We start from the raw sequence: 19,269 nt of genomic DNA, 5'->3' as shown, positions 1-19,269 counted from the left end.
CTCTTTTTTACCCTTTCACAACTACATCCTGATACAGTCCAGGTCTACGATCATCGTAAACAGGGATTCTTCCACGTACCTCATCGACGATAGAAAAGTCTACATCAATCACAGCTACTTCCTCATCCTCAGCACCAATCCAAAGTACTTCTCCCCAAGGCTGAATAATCATAGATTGCCCATTAAAATTTTCTACCTTTTTCGAAATACGATTTACTGCAATGACAAAGCATTGATTTTCAATTGCACGAGCCTGCAGCAATGTTTTCCAATGGTCAATCCTTGGAGTTGGCCACTGCGCTGGTATAAATAATACCTTTGCTCCTTGTAATGCATGTGCACGTAACCATTCTGGGAAGCGAATATCATAGCAAATGACACCCGCAGCTTCAATATCATCTAAAGCAAAACGATTCATTTCATCCCCTGCTTCCAAGTAAAGATGCTCGTCCATTAAACGGAAAAGATGTGCCTTGCTGTATTCTCCAACAAGTTCTCCATTACGATTAAAGGTATACATCGTATTATAAAATTTGTCGCCTTTCTTTGTTGAAACAGAGCCCCCTACAATATGTACATCAAGTTCCTTTGCAAGTTTAGCCAAAAAGGCCTTTGTCCGCTCACCATTGATATCTGCTAGCTCAGGTAGTTTCTCTAAAGCATAGCCTGTATTCCACATTTCAGGTAACACGATGATTTCTGCCCCATTTTTTGCAGCTTCACGAATCTTATCCTCGGCACGTTCAAAATTTTCTTCAACTTTGCCAAAGCCAACATTTAATTGAATACATCCGATTTTCATATCCATTCCTCCTCTAGACAATTAGTAGAAAAAGTAATACTATTTGCTTCATATTCTTCAATAATAATTATTATATTCTGAAAAAGGTGATCATGCATGGAATTCTCTAAAAAACTACAGCAACTACCCACTCAATTTTTTGCAGCACTCGTTCAAAAAGTAAACTTGGCTCTAGAAGAAGGGCGTGATGTCATTAACCTTGGGCAAGGAAATCCCGATCAGCCAACGCCTATTCACATCATTCAAGCATTACAGGAAGCAGCTGAAAATCCTCAAAACCACAAATATTCACCATTTAGAGGTCTCGCTGAATTACGCCAAGCTGCTGCGGACTTTTATCAACGTGAATATCAGGTAGAACTAAATCCAGATACAGAGGTAGCGATTCTTGGTGGAACAAAAATTGGTCTAGTTGAGCTACCTTTAGCTGTGTTAAACCCTGGTGACACGATGCTCTTACCAGACCCTGGCTATCCAGATTACCTATCAGGTGTTGTACTAGGAGACGTCAATTTTGAAGTAATGCCCCTTTTTGCTGAAAATGATTTCTTACCTGATTATCATGCATTACCTGATGAAGTGAAAGAAAAGGCAAAGCTTCTTTACTTAAATTACCCGAACAACCCTACAGGTGGTACAGCATCACTTGCGTTTTTTGAAGAGACCGTTCGCTTTGCGAAGGAGCACAATATTATCGTATCACATGATTTTGCTTATGGAGCAATAGGATTTGACGGTAATAAACCAGTTAGCTTCCTTCAAGCAAAGGATGCAAAAGAAGTAGGAGTTGAAATGTATACATTATCGAAAACCTATAATATGGCTGGCTGGCGTATAGGCTTCGCTGTAGGGAATGCCGAGATTATTGCTGCTATTAATCTAATTCAGGATCATCTGTTTTGTAGTCAATTCCCTGCCATTCAACAAGCCGCAGCAGTAGCACTGACGGCTTCCCAACAATGTGCGGATGAATTACGAGCTACTTATGAGCGTCGCCGCAATGTACTCATTGAAGAAGCTCGAAGAATTGGCTGGCATGTTACGGCTCCAAAAGGCTCCTTCTTCGCATGGCTCCCTGTACCACTAGGCTATACAAGTGAACAGTTTGCTGACCTTTTGCTCGAAAAAGCTGATATCGCTGTAGCAGCAGGTAATGGCTTCGGTCAATATGGTGAGGGCTATGTGCGAGTAGGGTTGCTGGTTAGTGAGGAGCGCTTACGTGAAGCAATCCATAGAATCGAGCAATTACAATTGTTTAAAAGATAATGACGCCATATCCTGTAGCTATCCCTAGCTACAGGATTATTACTATTTTTCAATTTTCCTTGGTTGCCCTAAACCATTTTCTAATGGATAAAATTGAACATGACCTGTTTCATCATCCCATTTTCGAATATGTTGAATCCCTTGTACCTCTGCCAACACGATGTCAGCAGTAATAACAGGGTTGCCCCCTTTTATTAAATGCCCACCCGATACAACACCCCATTGATCGCTCATAGAGCCATGGAAATGTGTCTCATATCCACCATCTCGCTTACATACCACACCTGAACCTTGAATAAATTCTAATGGTCCCTCTTTTTCAATCATATCACTAAAACGAACTTGAATTGGAGCTGTTGCATCTGGCACTAGATAAACAAAGCTACTTTTTTGAAAGCTGCCAATACAGCTTACAATTGTGGCTGACTCTATACTATTCTCTTCGCAAAGCGCTTCAATCCCTTCAATGATATCTGTTCCCGTTAGAAAACGAGCACTAATAACCTTACCAAATGAACCTATACCATAATTAACTCTTACAGACATTGTTATCCCTCTTTTGCGTCGAAATATTATAATTATATAAAAAATTTAAAAATTATTTATTGACTTACTATACCCTATAAATTATATTAGTTCTATCGGAATTACAAAAAAATATTATAAATCTCTTATCAAGAGTAGCTGAGGGACTGGCCCTATGAAGCTCGGCAACCTCCTTTTTAAAGGAAGGTGCTAAATCCTGCAAACGATCTTCGTTTGATAGATAAGAGAGGACATCTTTTCATGAGCCTCTCTTAATTTGTAAGAGAGTTTTTTTATTTTCAAGAAACCGATAAAAACAATCTTGGAGGTATTTTCATGAAAAAGAAAAATAAATTTTTAGTAGGTTTAGCAAGTCTAACATTAGTAGCAGCTTTAGCAGGCTGTGGCTCTAAAGAAGATAGTAAAGGCCAAGCTGAGGCAATTAATGAAAAGAAAATCGTCGTAGGTGTCACTTCTGGTCCTCACGAGCAAATTGCAGAAGTAGCAGCTAAAGTAGCAAAAGAAAACGGGCTGGAAGTAGAGCTAAAATCATTTTCTGACTATGTTTTACCTAATACATCCTTAGCTGAAGGTGATCTTGATGCGAACAGCTATCAACACGAGCCTTTCCTGGATACATTTAATAAAGATCATGATACAGATTTAGTACCAGTGGGCAAAACGATTTTAAATCCAATGGGTATCTACTCGGAAAAATATAAATCCTTTGACGACATTCCTGACGGTGCAACGTTTGGCTTACCAAATGACCCAACGAATGGAGCGCGTGCCCTCTTTGTTTTACAGGAAGCTGGCTATATTAAGTTAAAAGATGGCGCAGACTTAACAGCCTCGATCCGTGATGTAGAAGAAAACAAAAAGAATTTAAAATTCATTGAATTAGAGGCAGCTCAAATTCCTAAACAACTTAGTGAAGTAGATGTAGCAGCTATTAATACAAACTTTGCATTAGAAGCTGGCATTAATCCTAAAGATGACTCTATTTTATTGGAATCTACTGATTCTCCATACGTGAACTATATTGTTGTGCGTGCTGAAAATGAAAATGATCCAACAATTAAAAAGTTCGTTGAGGCTTATCAATCTGATGAGGTACGTCAATTCATCGAAGAAGAGTTTAAAGGTTCTGTAATCCCTAGCTGGTAAAACATTCAGAAAGCTTCTAAAGCCGAAGAATCTGCCGAAATTCCTCTATAGGAAAACGAGCAGATTCTTGCTTTTTAGAAGGTTGAGAAAGGAGCAAATAATCGCATGATTCAATTACAAAATATCTCAAAAGAATTTAAATCGAAAAAAGGCATCATAAAAGCTGTGGATGGCATCAATCTTCATGTAAAAAAGGGACAAATTCATGGAGTAATCGGCTATAGTGGTGCTGGGAAAAGTACACTCATTCGTTGCGTTAATCTACTAGAACGTCCTACAGCGGGAAAAGTAGTGATAGACAATGTAGACATTACGACCCTTTCTCTTCATGAATTACGTCAAACACGCCAAAAAATCGGGATGATCTTTCAGCACTTCAATCTACTAAAAACAGCAACGGTTTACAATAATATTGCTGTTCCCTTAAAGCTGCTAGGCTATAAAGAGGCGGAAGTAAAAAACCGAGTAGCTAAGTATGCCGAAATTGTCGGCTTAACAGATAAACTAGATAGTTACCCAAATCAACTTTCAGGTGGTCAAAAACAGCGTGTGGCTATTGCACGTGCCTTAGCACAGGAACCAGAGATTTTACTTAGTGACGAAGCAACAAGTGCACTTGATCCTGAAACAACGGAAGCCATTCTTGAATTGTTGTTAAAAATTAATCGGGAATTAGGCATTACGATTCTGCTCATCACCCATGAAATGAATGTAATTCAAAAAATTTGCGATGAGGTTTCTGTTCTAGAGTCAGGGAAAGTTGTGGAATTTGGCACAGCGATTGAACTTTTTGCAAAACCGAAGCACCCTACAACGCGAAAGTTTTTGAATACAATTTCACAACGTAATTTATCCCCTTCTCTTATTGAGCAATTAAATGTTTCAGGAAGTGTAATCCGTTTAACATTTCTTGGTGAAAGTACTGGTAAGCCATTATTAGCAGAAGTCACTAAGATATACGATGTGCAACCAAATATTTTAACAGCTAATATTATTGAATTAAAAAACGGTATTGTCGGCAATATTGTGGTGCATCTACATGGCGAGACGCATATTGTCCAAAAGGCGCTCACGTATTTTTCAGAAAATGGCGTAGCAGTGGAAGAATTAGGAGGTGCGTTCAATGAGTAGTATCCAAAGCTTCTTTACAGATTGGTCAGATGTTATTGGCAAAGCAATTATCGAAACATTTCAAATGGTCGGAATTTCATTGTTGTTCTCCATTCTAATTGGTATTCCATTAGGGCTATTAATCGTTTTAACTCGACCAGGACAATCCTTTGAAAATAAATTTTTCTATCAGTTTTTTAATCTATTCATCAATATTGTTCGCTCTGTTCCATTTATCATTTTATTATTCTTCATCTTACCTTTTACCAAGCTAATTGTTGGTACAACAATTGGTGTTAAAGGTGTAATCGTTCCGTTAGTTGTTTACACGGCTCCTTATATTGCACGACTGATGGAATCTGCCCTTTTAGAAGTGGATTCAGGAGTGGTAGAAGCCTACACAGCCATGGGTATTAAACGTCGCCATATAATTTGGCATGTATTATTACGTGAAGCTCGACCATCTATTATTTTAGGCTTAACGATTGCCACAATAGGATTAATTGGTGCAACAGCAATGGCGGGAATGGTTGGTGCTGGCGGTTTAGGTGACCTTGCCTATCGCTATGGTCATTTACGCTATGAGGTTGATGTAATGTATGCAACTGTCTTTATCTTAATCATCCTTGTACAGAGCATTCAATCCATCGGTAACCGCTTCGCTGCGAAGTTGAAAAAAGATTAAGAGGAGAATGAAGATGACAAAGGAAATTTATGTAGAGAAAAATGGCTATATTGCAACGTTAGTATTAAACCGCCCAGAAAAACGAAATTCTTTATCAAGGGCAATGTTTCAAGCTATAGCAGACCACCTTGAGCAACTACGTGTAGATTCTACTATCAAGCTCTTAATTGTTCGCGGTGTCAATGAAGTAGCCTTCTCATCTGGTGCAGATATTAGCGAGTTTTTAGATGTTCGTTATGCTACAGACAATGCCAAAGCCTATAATGAATTGGCTCTAAAGGCGATTGATGCTCTTTATAAAATTCCGCACCCGACAATTGCTATGATTCAGGGCTTAGCAATTGGTGGTGGCTTAGAGTTAGCAAACGCTTGTGATTTTAGAATAGCAACACCTAAGAGTAAGCTAGGTATCACCGCTGCAAACATAGGTATTGTCTATAATTTAGAAAGCACGAAACGTCTCATCAATATTGTTGGTGTCGCTAAGGCAAAGGAAATTTTGTACACAGCTACTATTTTTACAGCTGAAGAAGGAAAAAATATTGGTTTAATCACGGCCCTACACGAACCAGAGGATATTGAAAAGGCCACAGTGCAATTCGCTGAACATTTATTAAGTAAATCATCCATTGCAAACGCAGGCATCAAAAAAATTATCCAAGCAATTGTAGATGGTGAAAATGAAGAAAACGATGAGCTGGCACAGTTAGTTTTGGATTCATTTAGTTCAGACGATTATAACGAAGGTATTCAAGCCTTTTTAAATAAAAGAAAGCCTATTTTCAATCAATAAGTGAGGTAGTAACGATGACAAACATAACTGATGGCGATCTACTCTTAAAAAATATAACTGCACAAGCCCCCTTCCCCATTTGCTTTGCAGATTTAGAAAAGGCCGTAGCGGAAAAAATCGAAGCTGGACCTTTTGGCTACATCCGCTCAGGTGCTGGCGGTGAACAAACACTGCGCAATAATCGTGCAGCTTTTGAGAAGTATTCCATTGTTCCCCGATTTTTAAATGATGTGTCAAAAGTTGATACATCGGTTCATTTGTTTGGTAAAACATATCCAACTCCTTTGCTTTTTGCTCCTGTAGGCATGAACGGAATGGTTCACGATGAAGGTGAGCTTGCCGTTGCACGTGCCGCCCAGTTTTTAAATATTCCTTATATACAAAGCACCGTTTCCACTTTTGCTCTTGAAGAAGTTGCTCTAGCTGCCCCTTCTGCAACAAAATGGTTTCAATTATATTGGTCTACTAATGAAGAAATTGCTTTTAGTATGGCTACACGTGCAGAGGAAGCTGGATTTGAAGCGATCGTTTTAACTGTCGATACCGTAATGCTTGGCTGGCGTGAAGAAGATGTACGCAATCAATTTTCACCATTGAAGCTAGGCTATGCAAGAGGAAATTATATGAATGACCCCGTTTTTACAGCCACTTTACCTGATGATTCATTCGAGTCCTATGTACAAGGTGTCTTGCAAAATGTCTTCCACCCAACACTTAATTGGGCGCATGTTCGAGAGTTAAAAAAACGTACAAATCTTCCTATATTATTGAAGGGAATTTTACATCCTGAAGATGCAAAGCTAGCTATCGACAATGGTATTGATGGCATTATTGTATCAAACCATGGCGGCCGTCAATTAGATGGCGTGATTGGTTCACTTGATGCCCTTCCTGCTATTGCGAAAGTTGTGCATGGACAAATTCCTATTATATTAGATAGTGGTGTATATCGTGGCATGGATGCCTTAAAAGCACTTGCTTTAGGAGCGGATGCCGTTGCAATTGGTCGTCCTTTCGTCTATGGGCTAGCCCTTGAAGGACAACAAGGCGTCCAAAAGGTGATGACCAATCTTTATGATGAATTAAAGGTTTCCATCGCATTAGCAGGTGCCACCTCTGTCAAAGGATTACGTAATATCACATTAGTCAAACAGGATGGGACTGAGGTTAAATGAAACAAGCATTACAAGGATTAAAGGTTGTCGATTTATCACAAGTCTTAGCGGGTCCTTATTGCACCATGGTGTTAGCAGATATGGGTGCTGAAGTTATCAAAATTGAAAAATATCCAAATGGAGACGATACCCGTACAATGGGTCCATTCGTTAATGAAGAAAGTCATATGTATATGATGGTTAATCGTAATAAAAAAGGTGTCTGCATCAATTTAAAAACGACTGAGGGACTGGCTTTATTTAAAGAATTAATTCAATCTGTTGATGTACTTGTGGAAAATTATCGACCAGGTGTCACGAAAAAGCTTGGAATTGATTATGACACATTAAAAGCCATCAATCCGGGCCTAATTTACTGCTCTATTTCCGGTTATGGTCAAACAGGTCCTTATAGTCAAAAGGGTGGCTATGACATTATGGCTCAGGGTCTGAGTGGCTTAATGCATATGACAGGTGAAGCAGATGGCCGACCTGTAAAAGTTGGCTTTGCGGTGAATGATATTGCCGCTGCACAAACAGCCTTACAATCCATTTTAATGGCCTATATCTATAAGCTTCGTAGTGGTGAAGGTCAATATATTGATGTGTCCTTAGTGGAGTCAGGTCTTGCGTGGACTGTTTGGGAGGCCGCTGCTTACTTCGGACAAGGTGAGTTACCTGAGCGAACAGGAACCGCCCATCGTGTGTCAGCGCCCTATCAAGGTTTCAAAACACAGGATGACTATATTCTAGTAGGTGCTGGCAATCAAAAGCTATGGGAGATTTTTGCTGTAAAGGTTGTCAATCGACCTGATTGGTTAGACAATCCTCTCTTTGCTACCAACTATTCACGTGCCCAACATGTGAAGGAGCTGGAAGCAGAAATTGAAAGCGAGTTAATCAAGCATAAGGCTATCTACTGGCTCGAACTATTGGATAAGCACGGTGTACCATCTAGTCCAATCTATTCTTATGATCAAACATTAAATGACCCTCATATACTAGAGCGTGGCATGGTACTGTCCTATGAGCACCCTACTGCTGGATCAATGAGAACATTGGGCTTCCCAGCTAAGTTTTCACAAACACCTGGACAGCTAACAAATGCAGCCCCTACTTTAGGGCAACATAATGAAGAAATTTTACAGGCATTAAATATTTCTGATCAAGCTATTCAACAGCTCAAGGCAGCCAAAATAATTGGGTCAAAATAAAGTGATTGTCTATTTTTAGATCGCTATCAATTAGATTTAAGCTTCTATCGGTCACTTTTTTGATTCTATCCTACACTTTTTCATTTCTATCATGCAAAAAGGCTTCCCCATTCATGAGGAAGCCTTTTTCTTATTGAATAACGCCTAATTCACGACCAACCTTCTCGTAAATCGCAATTGCATCATCAAGCATTTCTTTTGTATGTGCCGCTGTTGGCATATTCCGAACGCGTCCTGTACCTTTTGGAACTGTTGGGAAGACAATCGATTTTGCATAAACGCCTTCTTCAAATAAACGTTTTGAAAATTCCTGTGTCAACTTTTCATCCCCAATGATACATGGTGTAATTGGTGTCTCAGACGCGCCAATATTAAAGCCAAGCTTCTCAAGCCCCGCTTTTAAATAGTTGCCATTATCCCACAGCTTATCGTGTAGCTCTGTTGAATCAATCAGCATTTGCACGGCTGCTGTAATAGCGGCTACATCACCTGGTGGTAATGCTGTTGAGAATAGGAATGGGCGTGAGCGAACTTTTAGCCAATCAATTAAATTTTTCTTACCTGCTACATAGCCACCTACTACACCAATGGCTTTTGATAATGTACCAATTTGGAAATCAATTTCTTTTTCTAATCCAAAATGCTTCACAGTTCCTTTTCCTTTACCTGTTACACCTGAACCATGTGCATCATCCACATACGTAATCAAATCAAACTCTTTCGCAATTTCCACAATTTCAGGTAATTTAGCAATATCACCATCCATTGAGAAGACACCATCTGTGATAACCATGATTTTATTGTATAAACCTGATTCCTTTGCTGCCTTTGCCTTTGCACGTAAATCCTCCATATCAGAGTGATTAAACGCGATGATTTTTGCCTTTGATAAGCGACATCCATCAATAATAGAGGCATGGTTTAATTGATCAGATAGAATGGCATCATTTTTATCCATTACAGCCGAAATAGCTGCCATATTACAATTAAAGCCAGATTGATAAGAAATAGCCGCTTCTGTTCCTTTAAATTCAGCAAGCTTTTCTTCTAATTTTACGTGCAAGTCAAGTGTCCCGTTGATTGTACGAACAGCACCTGCTCCAACACCGTATTTATCAATTGTCTCTTTGGCAATACGCTTTAATTCTTCATTTGTTGCTAAACCAAGATAGTTGTTAGAGGATAAGTTAACAAGATTTTTTCCACGGACCTGAATAATCGGGCCATTTGCTCCCTCTACTGGATCGATTTCATTGTATAAGCCTTGTTCATGTAGGGCTTGTAGGTTTTCATCTAAAAATGCATTCAATACTTTTGACAAGCGTATCATCCTTTCCTAGGAAAACTGTTCTCGCTCCTAGTTTAGCACATGCAAGCCATTAGCTACATTACTTTGTTAATCTTTCGAATAGTGGCGCTGTTTTTTCACGCCATAAAGAAGCGGATAGACAATTATCTAATAGGCGACGGACGGTATATTCTGCTTCTGCATATCGTTTGGAATGGCCCATCGCATCCTGTATAGCTTCTTTGTATTGCGCTCGCACTGCTTCAATCGCAGTTTCTGCTTCCTCTGAAAGCTCACAATGTTGCCCAATATCAAATATCTTATCCCCTAATCTACCATCCTCTGGATAAAAGATATGTGGCTCTGTACTATCAAAGATACAGAAATTTAGCTCTGGGATAATGACCATATCCACAGATCCCGCATCTAAGCCACACCAAACAATTTGTGCATCAAGCCCTCTTGCATTTGCCTCATCCGCTAAACTTTTCATTAATGAAGATTTACCTGTACCTGGCTTGCCTTTAATCATGAAGCGAGTCGTGATACTCTTGGTGATACTTTCCACTGTATTTTCCGCACCTCTAGGAGTTAACGTTCCAAGTAAACGATGTGTTCGGATACCCGATTTATTCAAAACAATGGATTGAAACACTTCATTCTTTAAATTTTCTACCTGTTCATTTAATGCCTGCCAGTTCATACAACTTTGTGTGACAACCTCCCAGTCATCATGTAGCTTGATTGCTTGATCCAGTTTTGCTATGCATTTTTCACGCCAAGTTGCACGCTCCTGCATCGCCTCAGCAAGTTGTTCTCCAACCTTTTTAAGCTGTATATCCTCTAAGCAGTCATAGAAAGACATGACACGATGCTTTGTACCGAGTAAAGTTGGCTCGATATTCCACTCAGATGCCCATACAAAAAGTCTGTTACAGCCTTTTACATAAACGGCCTCAACAACTTCCTCTAATAAAGCATGCTTAAACCACTCGACGGCAAAGCCCTGTTTCACATAGAAGTATCCTAGTTCTTTTAACAGTTCTGAACCTTTAAATGTGGCAGGCCCTTGCAAAAAATAAACAAGCGCCGCTTCTTCCATCATTTCTTTATATAAATGCTTCACACCTTGACCAGTCAATGCGTGTCCAAAATAATACGTTACATTTCCGTTCAAATGTCGTTCCTCCTTTAGCTTCCGCCCTGCATTATATGAAGGAACACCAAAAAAGATGAAAAGCCACTTCTATCTATGACAGATAAAAGTAGCTTCATGAATTAATAGAAAGGCTTCATGCCCTCCATATTTCCAATACATTTCATTAATATTTTACGACAATATGGTAATGAATATTGCACAATATAGCCTGAGGTTAAGGCGATCAATACCGTCCCCACGCCAACTGGCCCACCTAGAAGCCAGCCAACAATTGTTACAAGTACTTCAATTCCCATTCTTGCTGTCTTAATAGATCCACCAAATTTTTCAACAAGTATCATCATTAAGGTATCCCTTGGTCCTGCGCCCATATTCGGTGCAATATACATCCCACAGCCAAAGCTCAAAACAAATAAACCAATAATAAAATATGTAATTTGTAAGCCATATACATCCGTTGAGGGCAACAGCCAGTTAAATACATCAATGAACGAGCCGATTAGCAGCATATTGAGCCAAGTACCTATCTTTGGCCATTGACGTAATACAATGGATGTTGAAGCAACTATAAAGAGTCCTGTTACAATAGACCATGTGCCGATACTTAACCCAAAATTTTGAAAGAGACCTACATGTAAAACATCCCATGGGCTTGTGCCAACGATTTTCCCCTTTATCGACATCGTGATTCCAAGTGACATCACAATTAAGCCACCAATAAAAAAGGTCCAACGCCACCCCATTATTCTACGCATTCCTTATCCTTCTCTCTATGAATAATATTGCTATTACTTTATCATACTTTCAACCAAAATTAAGCTATTGTGCTTGATCTAAACCTTTCATCTTAACACATAAAAAAACTACCCATTCTCTCACTCATGGGTAGCTGTAATTGAGGCAAGTTGTGCCTTTGTTATAGTTTTCAGATCATCTACTTGAACATGAATTTGCATACCAATTTTCCCAGCACTAACAATTATACTACCTTGTTCTTGAGCAGATGCATCAATGACCGTTGGATATAACTTCTTCATCCCTACTGGTGAACATCCACCACGAACATAACCAGTATGGCTAAGTAGATCTTTTACCGCTAACATTTCGATTTTCTTTTCCCCAACCACCTTTGCCGCTGCTTTTAAGTCCAGCTCCTCAGCTACTGGAATAACAAATACAAATAGCTTTTGTGCACTTGCTTTTGCTACTAATGTTTTAAATACCCGAGCAACAGGCTGTCCTATTTTCTCAGCTACAGAAACACCATCAACTTGACCGTCCCCTGTTTCATATTCCATCACATCAAAATGCATTTTTTGTTGTTCTAATAAACGAATCGCATTCGTTTTCGCATGCTTTGCCTTTGCCATGTCAACAATCTCCTATCTACAGCATCAGGCTATCAAAGAGAACATAGAATCCTTGTCTGGACGATAGCCATTTTTCGTCATTTGAACGTGAGCCGCATATCTTTCCGATGCCTGTTTGAATGCTCTTAACTTGAATGCAGTCTCATAATTCTTACCGAAAATTGTATCTGCAAATGGGTCCAATTTCAATTCCTTCGCGTAACGTTCAGGAACCTTCACTTCGATGATGTCACGTACAAAAGATGGTTCGCTTTCATTTGTGGTAACCTCGTCACCATTTGAATTATTTAACATATGCTGTATGTGAGCATCAACGCTTTGCGCCACACGTAAATCTTGAGGAGAAGGCTCTGCTGATGACAATGCTGCATTACGTACCTGCTCTAAAATGGGCAGTAGTGTGTCACCTAGTTCTGAATCGGATATATGCGAGGAATCAGCGTTATCATTCATTCCTACCTTATAGGTTTGCTCATGGGCCCGTACATTCTTTTCTGTTTGCTGTAAATCTTCCATAATGGCTTGCTGCTGAGGAGTTACTTCTTTTGACTCTTCTTGCTGTTGCTCATATAAATCTTGGTCAGTACGCCCTAACAGTAAATTTTCAAGTTCAATCAATAATGGGTTTTTCTTTGGCTGAAAATACATCGCATTTTTTCTATAGGCATCTCCTGCCTCTTTACGCTGCAGTATTTTTTTACGATTATGCTGGGATGAAATTCTTTCTTGTTCCATTAAATTTGTTATTTTCATAGTTTTCACCTCGCCCTTTTATCTTCATATGCTAATAAGTTAATAGATATGAACTTTCTTTCTCACACTCTATCTATACCATTTGAATAGTTTCTGTACACTCATTATCGGAATTTTCACTATTAAATTCAAGCACTAATTACTACTAACCTCCTAAAGAGATACTAATCATTTTCAAAAATAGGTATAAAGAACCTCATCTGACTAATACTTTTCATATTCATTTATTAGCTCTCTACTATTTTCAATAAAATTTATTACATATACACTAAACAAATAGTGTTAATCAACATAAAAAAACAGTCCTCTCATTCTGGACTGCTTTTCTCATTTTTTGGGTTTAATCAATATACCTTTATAAGCTAAGTAACCAAGCCATGCACCCATTGTATTTAAAATTAAATCATCAATATCCGCAGAACCAACGGTAAAAATAAATTGAACGGTTTCGACAGCAAGACTAGCAAAAAAGCCCAAACAAATAATAATCCATGCTTTTCGGAATTTCTTCGATAGTAATGGCAGTAAAAAGCCCATTGGAGTAAAAATTAACAAGTTGCCAAGTAAGTTAACGATTATAATTTCCCAATTAAAATATTGAGAGTAGTTTATATAACGGAGAATCGTTTCGAAGGGAATAAAATTTGTAGTTAATCGCCAACTACTATAATCAAACAATCCTAAGTCACCTATAGAGTAATCTCCTTTAAATAAAATGACGACTACATCTACTAGGCGATCAATAACCAATTTATAAAAAGCCATAAATGAATAGATACTAAATAAAATCCAACCTGCTACCTTTAGCGGCAAATAATATGTATCAATGACATCCCGATATGGTAATGGGAGCTTGGCATTATTCTGAACATCCGCTATGTTGTTTTTAGACAAGCTTAACACCCACTTCCCTTTATTCCTTCCCATATTTTAATATGCTCAACTATAGCTTGCAAGTAGCTGAAAAAAATTATCATCCAAAAAGGCTGTCTCCTACCAGCAGAGACAGCCTTGCAATAAGTATGTTTAAACCGGGTTTACCCCATGCTTACGTTGTGAGAATAATAAGTATTTTGACATATAAAGCTCTAAGCGATTTTCTAGTACCTGGCGTAGCTCATTAGGCTCAATTACATCATCAATGATAAGCTCTGAAGCTAATCTATACACATCAATTTCCTCTTGATATTCTTTACGTTTCTCGGCAATGAAGCTTGCTTGCTCTTCTTTCGGAAGTTCTGCAATTTTATTGGCATAGACGGCATTGACAGCAGCTTCTGGTCCCATTACGGCAATTTGTGCATTTGATAAGGCAATACAACAGTCTGGTTCAAACGCAGGACCAGCCATTGCATATAATCCTGCACCATACGCTTTACGCACAATGACCGTTAGCTTAGGAACAGTTGCCTCACTCATGGCAAAAATCATTTTAGCACCATGACGGATAATTCCTGCTTTTTCAACCTGAGTACCAATCATAAATCCTGGAACGTCTGCTAGGAATAACAGCGGGATATTGAAAGCATCACAAAGTGAAATAAACTTCGCCGCTTTATCAGCAGAATCATGGAATAGCACGCCTCCCTTGACGCGAGGTTGGTTAGCGATGATCCCAACTGATTGTCCATTAATTCGCGCAAGCCCTGTAATTAATTCTGGTGCAAATAATTTCTTAACCTCACAAAACGAATCTTCATCGATAATACGATCAATTAGCTTATACATATCAAATGGAACATTTTGGTTTTGAGGTATTAATTCTTCAATAGATTTATCAAATGAAGCCGGCGGTTTGGGTGTCTCTACCTTGCTACGCTCTGCATAGTTATTAGGGAAGTATCCTAAATATTTGCGCGCATAAGTAATAGCCTCTTGTTCGGATTTAACAAGCACATCTCCACAACCTGAAACAGAACAGTGCATTTTTGCGCCACCCATTGTTTCTAAATCTACTTTCTCACCGATAACCATTTCGGCCATACGAGGAGAACCTAAATACATAGAAGCATTCCCTTCTACCATTACCACGATATCGCAAAATGCAGGAATATAGGCACCACCTGCAGCCGAAGGACCAAATAATAAGCAAATCTGCGGAACTTTTCCTGACAGCTTGACTTGATTGTAGAAAATGCGACCTGCGCCTCTGCGTCCTGGGAACATTTCAAGCTGATCTGTAATACGCGCACCTGCCGAATCCACTAAATAGAGTAATGGACAATTCAACTTTTCAGCGGTTTCTTGAATGCGAATCATTTTTTCAACTGTGCGTTTTCCCCAAGAACCTGCTTTAATCGTTGAATCGTTCGCTAGCACACAAACTGTACGACCATGGATTTTACCAATACCAGTGACAACACCATCTGCTGGTAAATCTCCTGCTAAACAGTTCGCATAGAGCCCATCCTCTGATTGAAGACCATCATCAAGTAACAGTTCAAGACGCTCACGTACAAATAGCTTGCCTTGTTGTGCATTTTTGTCATGATATTTTGGTAATCCACCTGCTAAAATTTTATCTTTCATTGTAGGTGGTGTATTTTCTGTCGAGATATTGCTCATGTTAATTTCCTCCCTTTGCCCAATCGATTACACCAAATGATTTCTTGGCGTTTTATTTCCCTGAATATTGTGGCGCTCGCTTCTCTTGGAAGGCAAGTAAGCCCTCTAATCGGTCTTCTGTTGGGATCAGTGCACTATATGCAAGTGATTCAATTTTTAATCCGGTAGCTAAATCTACCTCAACACCTTGATTGATCGCAACTTTGGCTTGCACTAAAGAAAGTGGTGCATTTTTTGCCATTTCCAGTGCAAGCTGTTGTGCTTTATTTAATACCTCATGTCCTTCATAAACATACTCGATAATGCCATAATTTTTAGCTTCTTCGGCATTCAGCCTTCGCGCTGTATAAATTAATTCCTTTGCTTTACCAAGACCAATTAGACGTGGAAGTCGTTGTGTTCCCCCAGCTCCTGGAATAATACCGAGCGATGTTTCGGTTAAGCCCAGCTTTACATGTGTAGCCGCAATTCGTAAATCACAAGCTAGTGCCAACTCCAAGCCTCCGCCAAAGGCTACGCCATTTAGGACAGCAATGACAGGCTGTGCAAGCGTTTCAACTTTTGCCACAGTGGCACCAATCAGCTGCACAATCTGCTTCACTTGTCGATCAGACATGCCTTTACGTTCCTTTAAATCAGCACCTGCACAAAATGCCTTTTCGCCTGCACCTGTTAGAAGGACTACGCGCACTGCTGGATCTCCATTGATTTGATCAAGCGTGTCAGATAGCTCATGAAGTAATTGAACCGACATAGCGTTAGCAGCTTCTGGTCTTGAAAGAGTAATAAGTCCAATACTACCTTCTAGTAATTCAAAACGAACGAGTTGTGTCATAGTTGATTTGCACTCCTTTCATTGCGGACAATAGCCATTTGCTTTGATGCAACAGCTTTGCCTAACTTCTCTTCAATAAAGAGTGCTGCCTCAAGCACCTTTTGTCGATCTACCCCTGTTTCAATACCCATCTCATCGAATAAATACAATAAATCTTCTGTGGCTACATTGCCTGAGGCACCTTTTGCATATGGGCAGCCCCCTAGCCCACCAAGCGCGCTATCAAACTTGGTAATACCCATTTCTATGGATTTCATAATATTGGCTAGTGCTGTACCACGTGTATCATGAAAGTGCATGGCAAATTTCTCAGCAGGATACCTTTTTAGTAATTCTTCTAAAAGAAACTCAACCTGTGTCGGTACACCCACACCAATTGTGTCGCCAAGCGATATTTCAGTCACACCCATCTCCAATAACTTTTCCGTTACTCGTAATACCTTGTCAGGGTGTATATACCCCTCATAGGGACAACCAATAACCGTTGAGATATAGCCTCGAACATGTTTCTTTGCAGCCTTAGCTCCTACTACAACTTCTTCTAATATGGGAAATGTATCTGCTATGGTTTTATTAATATTACTTTGGTTATGACTTTCACTAGCAGACATAAAAATACTTACTTCATCTACTTCAGCCTGCAATGCACGTTCTAAGCCACGCATATTGGGTACAAGTGCCGCATAGGTAATATCCTTATGTCTTTTAATGGCTTGCAGAACCTCGACTGCATCTGCTAATTGAGGAATCCATTTAGGATGCACAAACGATGTCACTTCAATATAATTTAATCCTGTTTGACTTAATAAATTAACTAATTGCACTTTATCAGCTGTTGTAATATGCGTTTTTTCATTTTGTAAGCCATCACGTGGACCAACTTCTTTGATTATGACTTGCTTAGGTAGCTGCATAAACAAGCCTCCTCTTACTCAATTTCTAAAATATCATCATCAACGTTAATGAAGTCGCCCTCATTGGCAATGATTTTTGTCACTACGCCATCCTCTTCTGCTGCAATTGGAATTTCCATTTTCATCGATTCTAAAATGGCTACATCTTGACCTGCTGCCACTTTCTCCCCCTCTGTTACGACGATTTTCCATACTGTTCCTGCCATGCTTGCTTTTACTGTTGCCATATTCATTCACTCCTAATTTTTTAATCATGTATTCGTCCCTCTATGGAAGCACGAATACATGAAAATTGTTATTTTGTTTCTGCTAATTGCGGTAAATAATATTGCTCAACAAATTTTGTCGTCGTATAGCCTTTTAAAAATTGCTCATGTGTGACGGTTTTTAACAGCATTGGGATATTCGTTTGAATCCCCTCCACTTTGTACGCCTTTAGCGCTTGTGCTAATCTTTCACAGGCAATTTCTCTTGTTTCCCCCCACACCACCAATTTACTAATCATTGGATCATAGAATGGTGTTACCACTGAACCTGATTCAACACCACATTCATGTCGAACGCCTTCACCTGTCGGTAATTCAAGGGTCGTAATGGTACCTGGAGACGGGAAAAATGTCGAAGGATTTTCAGCATATATGCGCACTTCAATCGCATGCCCTTCTTTAGTAAGACTTTCTCTTGTAAATGCAAGAGGTTGTTTTGCCGCAATTTTCAATTGCTCTTCTACCAAATCAAGCTTCGTAATTTCCTCTGTTACGGGATGCTCTACCTGTAGTCTTGTATTCATTTCTAAAAAATAAAAGTTTTGATTTTCATCAACCAAGTATTCGATTGTTCCAGCATTGACATAACTAATATGCTTCGCCGCCTTAACTGACGCTTCTAGCATTTTTTCTCTTGTCTCTTGTGAGATAAACGGTGATGGTGCTTCTTCTACTACTTTTTGATTTCTTCGTTGAATAGAGCATTCTCGTTCAAATAATGGAACGACATTGCCTTGATGATCAGCAATAATTTGCACTTCAACATGGTGAGGGTTAGCAATGAATCGCTCCATATACATCGTGCCATCACCAAAGAATGATTGTGCACGCTTTTGATTGCCCTCAAAAGCTTTGGCTAGTTCCTCAGCATTTTCAACTAGCTGCATACCGATACCGCCACCGCCTGCCGATGCCTTTAACATAATCGGATAGCCTAAACGCTCCGCTATGTCAGTGGCTTCTTCTACATCCTTCACAGGCGCTTCTACACCCTCTACAATCGGTACACCAGCAGCTTTCATTGTCTTACGAGCCTCTAATTTACTGCCCATTGAAGCGATCACATCAGCACTTGGACCGATAAACACTAAACCTGCCTCTGTACACCGTTTTGCAAAATTTGCATTCTCTGATAGTAAACCATAGCCAGGATGAACAGCCTCTGCGCCACTTTCTAGTGCAATTTCTAGAATGCGGTCGATGTTTAAATAGCTCTGTGCAACAGGTGGCTTCCCTACACAGAAAGCCTCATCTGCATCTTTCACATGTAAGCTTTCAGCATCTGCCTCTGAATAGATAGCAACCGTATGAATATTTAGGCGCTTGCATGTTCTGATCACACGTCTAGCAATTTCCCCACGATTTGCAATTAATACCTTGTTGAACATATCTACTGCCCCTCC

Annotated in this window: 20 protein-coding genes and 1 riboswitch; of the genes, 7 read left to right on the top strand and 13 right to left on the bottom strand. The window is 39.4% G+C overall.

Going from position 1 to position 19,269, the window contains the following annotated elements; all coding sequences use genetic code 11:
- Nucleotides 1–7: 7 nt before the first annotated feature.
- The gene (locus CD31_RS12935) at nucleotides 8–802 is read right to left on the bottom strand and encodes a carbon-nitrogen family hydrolase (RefSeq protein ID WP_036078158.1); all 795 of its coding nucleotides are present in this window, start codon (nucleotides 800–802) and stop codon (nucleotides 8–10) included.
- Between the two features lie 96 nt (nucleotides 803–898).
- On the opposite strand from CD31_RS12935, the gene CD31_RS12925 reads away from it, so the two are divergent.
- The gene (locus CD31_RS12925; protein ID WP_036078156.1) at nucleotides 899–2,068 is read left to right on the top strand and encodes a pyridoxal phosphate-dependent aminotransferase; all 1,170 of its coding nucleotides are present in this window, start codon (nucleotides 899–901) and stop codon (nucleotides 2,066–2,068) included.
- Nucleotides 2,069–2,110: 42 nt separating this feature from the next.
- Here CD31_RS12925 and CD31_RS12920 read toward each other — a convergent pair whose 3' ends face one another.
- Nucleotides 2,111–2,614, bottom strand: a complete 504-nt coding sequence (locus CD31_RS12920; RefSeq protein WP_036078154.1) for a PPC domain-containing DNA-binding protein — start codon at nucleotides 2,612–2,614, stop codon at nucleotides 2,111–2,113.
- Between the two features lie 122 nt (nucleotides 2,615–2,736).
- Nucleotides 2,737–2,841, top strand: a riboswitch (SAM riboswitch).
- Between the two features lie 88 nt (nucleotides 2,842–2,929).
- Here CD31_RS12920 and CD31_RS12915 point away from each other — a divergent pair.
- From CD31_RS12915 to CD31_RS12890, 6 genes are all read left to right on the top strand, one after another.
- Nucleotides 2,930–3,760: a MetQ/NlpA family ABC transporter substrate-binding protein gene (locus tag CD31_RS12915; protein WP_036078152.1), complete on the top strand. Its 831-nt coding sequence runs from the start codon at nucleotides 2,930–2,932 to the stop codon at nucleotides 3,758–3,760.
- Nucleotides 3,761–3,865: 105 nt separating this feature from the next.
- A complete protein-coding gene (locus tag CD31_RS12910; protein WP_036078150.1) occupies nucleotides 3,866–4,891 on the top strand; it encodes a methionine ABC transporter ATP-binding protein in 1,026 nt (341 codons plus the stop codon).
- Complete coding sequence (locus tag CD31_RS12905; RefSeq protein WP_004225517.1) at nucleotides 4,884–5,555, top strand: methionine ABC transporter permease; 672 nt, start codon at nucleotides 4,884–4,886, stop codon at nucleotides 5,553–5,555. The genes CD31_RS12910 and CD31_RS12905 overlap by 8 nt, the downstream gene beginning before the upstream one ends.
- A gap of 13 nt (nucleotides 5,556–5,568) precedes the next feature.
- Nucleotides 5,569–6,348 carry an enoyl-CoA hydratase/isomerase family protein gene (locus CD31_RS12900; RefSeq protein ID WP_052125377.1) on the top strand — a complete coding sequence of 260 codons (780 nt, stop codon included), beginning with the start codon at nucleotides 5,569–5,571 and terminating at the stop codon, nucleotides 6,346–6,348.
- Nucleotides 6,349–6,362: 14 nt separating this feature from the next.
- On the top strand, nucleotides 6,363–7,523 hold the full coding sequence (locus CD31_RS12895; RefSeq protein ID WP_036078146.1) for an alpha-hydroxy acid oxidase: 1,161 nt from the start codon (nucleotides 6,363–6,365) through the stop codon (nucleotides 7,521–7,523).
- Entirely contained in the window at nucleotides 7,520–8,716 is a 1,197-nt protein-coding gene (locus tag CD31_RS12890; RefSeq protein ID WP_036078144.1) for a CaiB/BaiF CoA transferase family protein, read from the top strand. The genes CD31_RS12895 and CD31_RS12890 overlap by 4 nt, the downstream gene beginning before the upstream one ends.
- Nucleotides 8,717–8,846: 130 nt before the next feature.
- Here CD31_RS12890 and CD31_RS12885 read toward each other — a convergent pair whose 3' ends face one another.
- From CD31_RS12885 to CD31_RS12835, 11 genes are all read right to left on the bottom strand, one after another.
- On the bottom strand, nucleotides 8,847–10,046 hold the full coding sequence (locus CD31_RS12885; RefSeq protein WP_016992223.1) for a glycine C-acetyltransferase: 1,200 nt from the start codon (nucleotides 10,044–10,046) through the stop codon (nucleotides 8,847–8,849).
- A 58-nt stretch (nucleotides 10,047–10,104) separates the two neighbouring features.
- Nucleotides 10,105–11,181, bottom strand: a complete 1,077-nt coding sequence (locus tag CD31_RS12880; RefSeq protein WP_036078141.1) for a nucleotide kinase — start codon at nucleotides 11,179–11,181, stop codon at nucleotides 10,105–10,107.
- A 101-nt stretch (nucleotides 11,182–11,282) separates the two neighbouring features.
- Complete coding sequence (locus CD31_RS12875) at nucleotides 11,283–11,918, bottom strand: YczE/YyaS/YitT family protein (RefSeq protein ID WP_016992221.1); 636 nt, start codon at nucleotides 11,916–11,918, stop codon at nucleotides 11,283–11,285.
- A gap of 120 nt (nucleotides 11,919–12,038) precedes the next feature.
- Nucleotides 12,039–12,533 (bottom strand): Cys-tRNA(Pro) deacylase, encoded by a 495-nt coding sequence (gene ybaK / locus CD31_RS12870; protein ID WP_036078139.1) that lies wholly within the window; start codon nucleotides 12,531–12,533, stop codon nucleotides 12,039–12,041.
- A gap of 24 nt (nucleotides 12,534–12,557) precedes the next feature.
- Nucleotides 12,558–13,286 (bottom strand): hypothetical protein, encoded by a 729-nt coding sequence (locus tag CD31_RS12865; RefSeq protein ID WP_036078137.1) that lies wholly within the window; start codon nucleotides 13,284–13,286, stop codon nucleotides 12,558–12,560.
- Nucleotides 13,287–13,613: 327 nt separating this feature from the next.
- On the bottom strand, nucleotides 13,614–14,189 hold the full coding sequence (locus CD31_RS12860) for a VanZ family protein (RefSeq protein ID WP_238542710.1): 576 nt from the start codon (nucleotides 14,187–14,189) through the stop codon (nucleotides 13,614–13,616).
- A gap of 123 nt (nucleotides 14,190–14,312) precedes the next feature.
- Nucleotides 14,313–15,851, bottom strand: a complete 1,539-nt coding sequence (locus CD31_RS12855) for an acyl-CoA carboxylase subunit beta (RefSeq protein ID WP_016992217.1) — start codon at nucleotides 15,849–15,851, stop codon at nucleotides 14,313–14,315.
- A gap of 52 nt (nucleotides 15,852–15,903) precedes the next feature.
- The gene (locus CD31_RS12850) at nucleotides 15,904–16,686 is read right to left on the bottom strand and encodes an enoyl-CoA hydratase (protein ID WP_016992216.1); all 783 of its coding nucleotides are present in this window, start codon (nucleotides 16,684–16,686) and stop codon (nucleotides 15,904–15,906) included.
- Nucleotides 16,683–17,600, bottom strand: coding sequence for a hydroxymethylglutaryl-CoA lyase (locus CD31_RS12845; RefSeq protein WP_016992215.1), 918 nt, complete (start codon nucleotides 17,598–17,600; stop codon nucleotides 16,683–16,685). The genes CD31_RS12850 and CD31_RS12845 overlap by 4 nt, the downstream gene beginning before the upstream one ends.
- A gap of 14 nt (nucleotides 17,601–17,614) precedes the next feature.
- The gene (locus tag CD31_RS12840) at nucleotides 17,615–17,827 is read right to left on the bottom strand and encodes an acetyl-CoA carboxylase biotin carboxyl carrier protein subunit (RefSeq protein ID WP_016992214.1); all 213 of its coding nucleotides are present in this window, start codon (nucleotides 17,825–17,827) and stop codon (nucleotides 17,615–17,617) included.
- Nucleotides 17,828–17,895: 68 nt separating this feature from the next.
- Nucleotides 17,896–19,254 carry an acetyl-CoA carboxylase biotin carboxylase subunit gene (locus CD31_RS12835; protein WP_036078135.1) on the bottom strand — a complete coding sequence of 453 codons (1,359 nt, stop codon included), beginning with the start codon at nucleotides 19,252–19,254 and terminating at the stop codon, nucleotides 17,896–17,898.
- Nucleotides 19,255–19,269 lie beyond the last annotated feature (15 nt).

Origin of the sequence: Lysinibacillus boronitolerans JCM 21713 = 10a = NBRC 103108, from assembly GCF_000772935.1 — a bacterium.
In the GTDB taxonomy this organism is placed as follows: Bacteria; Bacillota; Bacilli; order Bacillales_A; family Planococcaceae; genus Lysinibacillus; species Lysinibacillus boronitolerans.
The sequence above is the reverse complement of the archived record's forward strand: the minus strand, read 5'-3'. Positions and strand labels throughout refer to the sequence as shown.

Excerpts from the sequence above, each read along its gene's own strand:
- CD31_RS12840 (WP_016992214.1), bottom strand. The coding sequence starts at position 17,827 with ATGGCAACAGTAAAAGCAAGCATGGCAGGAACAGTATGGAAAATCGTC.
- CD31_RS12885 (WP_016992223.1), bottom strand. The coding sequence starts at position 10,046 with ATGATACGCTTGTCAAAAGTATTGAATGCATTTTTAGATGAAAACCTA.
- CD31_RS12925 (WP_036078156.1), top strand. The coding sequence starts at position 899 with ATGGAATTCTCTAAAAAACTACAGCAACTACCCACTCAATTTTTTGCA.
- CD31_RS12850 (WP_016992216.1), bottom strand. The coding sequence starts at position 16,686 with ATGACACAACTCGTTCGTTTTGAATTACTAGAAGGTAGTATTGGACTT.
- CD31_RS12920 (WP_036078154.1), bottom strand. The coding sequence starts at position 2,614 with ATGTCTGTAAGAGTTAATTATGGTATAGGTTCATTTGGTAAGGTTATT.
- CD31_RS12915 (WP_036078152.1), top strand. The coding sequence starts at position 2,930 with ATGAAAAAGAAAAATAAATTTTTAGTAGGTTTAGCAAGTCTAACATTA.
- CD31_RS12900 (WP_052125377.1), top strand. The coding sequence starts at position 5,569 with ATGACAAAGGAAATTTATGTAGAGAAAAATGGCTATATTGCAACGTTA.
- CD31_RS12835 (WP_036078135.1), bottom strand. The coding sequence starts at position 19,254 with ATGTTCAACAAGGTATTAATTGCAAATCGTGGGGAAATTGCTAGACGT.
- CD31_RS12905 (WP_004225517.1), top strand. The coding sequence starts at position 4,884 with ATGAGTAGTATCCAAAGCTTCTTTACAGATTGGTCAGATGTTATTGGC.
- CD31_RS12875 (WP_016992221.1), bottom strand. The coding sequence starts at position 11,918 with ATGCGTAGAATAATGGGGTGGCGTTGGACCTTTTTTATTGGTGGCTTA.
- CD31_RS12865 (WP_036078137.1), bottom strand. The coding sequence starts at position 13,286 with ATGAAAATAACAAATTTAATGGAACAAGAAAGAATTTCATCCCAGCAT.
- CD31_RS12890 (WP_036078144.1), top strand. The coding sequence starts at position 7,520 with ATGAAACAAGCATTACAAGGATTAAAGGTTGTCGATTTATCACAAGTC.
- CD31_RS12855 (WP_016992217.1), bottom strand. The coding sequence starts at position 15,851 with ATGAGCAATATCTCGACAGAAAATACACCACCTACAATGAAAGATAAA.
- CD31_RS12910 (WP_036078150.1), top strand. The coding sequence starts at position 3,866 with ATGATTCAATTACAAAATATCTCAAAAGAATTTAAATCGAAAAAAGGC.
- ybaK (WP_036078139.1), bottom strand. The coding sequence starts at position 12,533 with ATGGCAAAGGCAAAGCATGCGAAAACGAATGCGATTCGTTTATTAGAA.
- CD31_RS12845 (WP_016992215.1), bottom strand. The coding sequence starts at position 17,600 with ATGCAGCTACCTAAGCAAGTCATAATCAAAGAAGTTGGTCCACGTGAT.
- CD31_RS12895 (WP_036078146.1), top strand. The coding sequence starts at position 6,363 with ATGACAAACATAACTGATGGCGATCTACTCTTAAAAAATATAACTGCA.
- CD31_RS12935 (WP_036078158.1), bottom strand. The coding sequence starts at position 802 with ATGAAAATCGGATGTATTCAATTAAATGTTGGCTTTGGCAAAGTTGAA.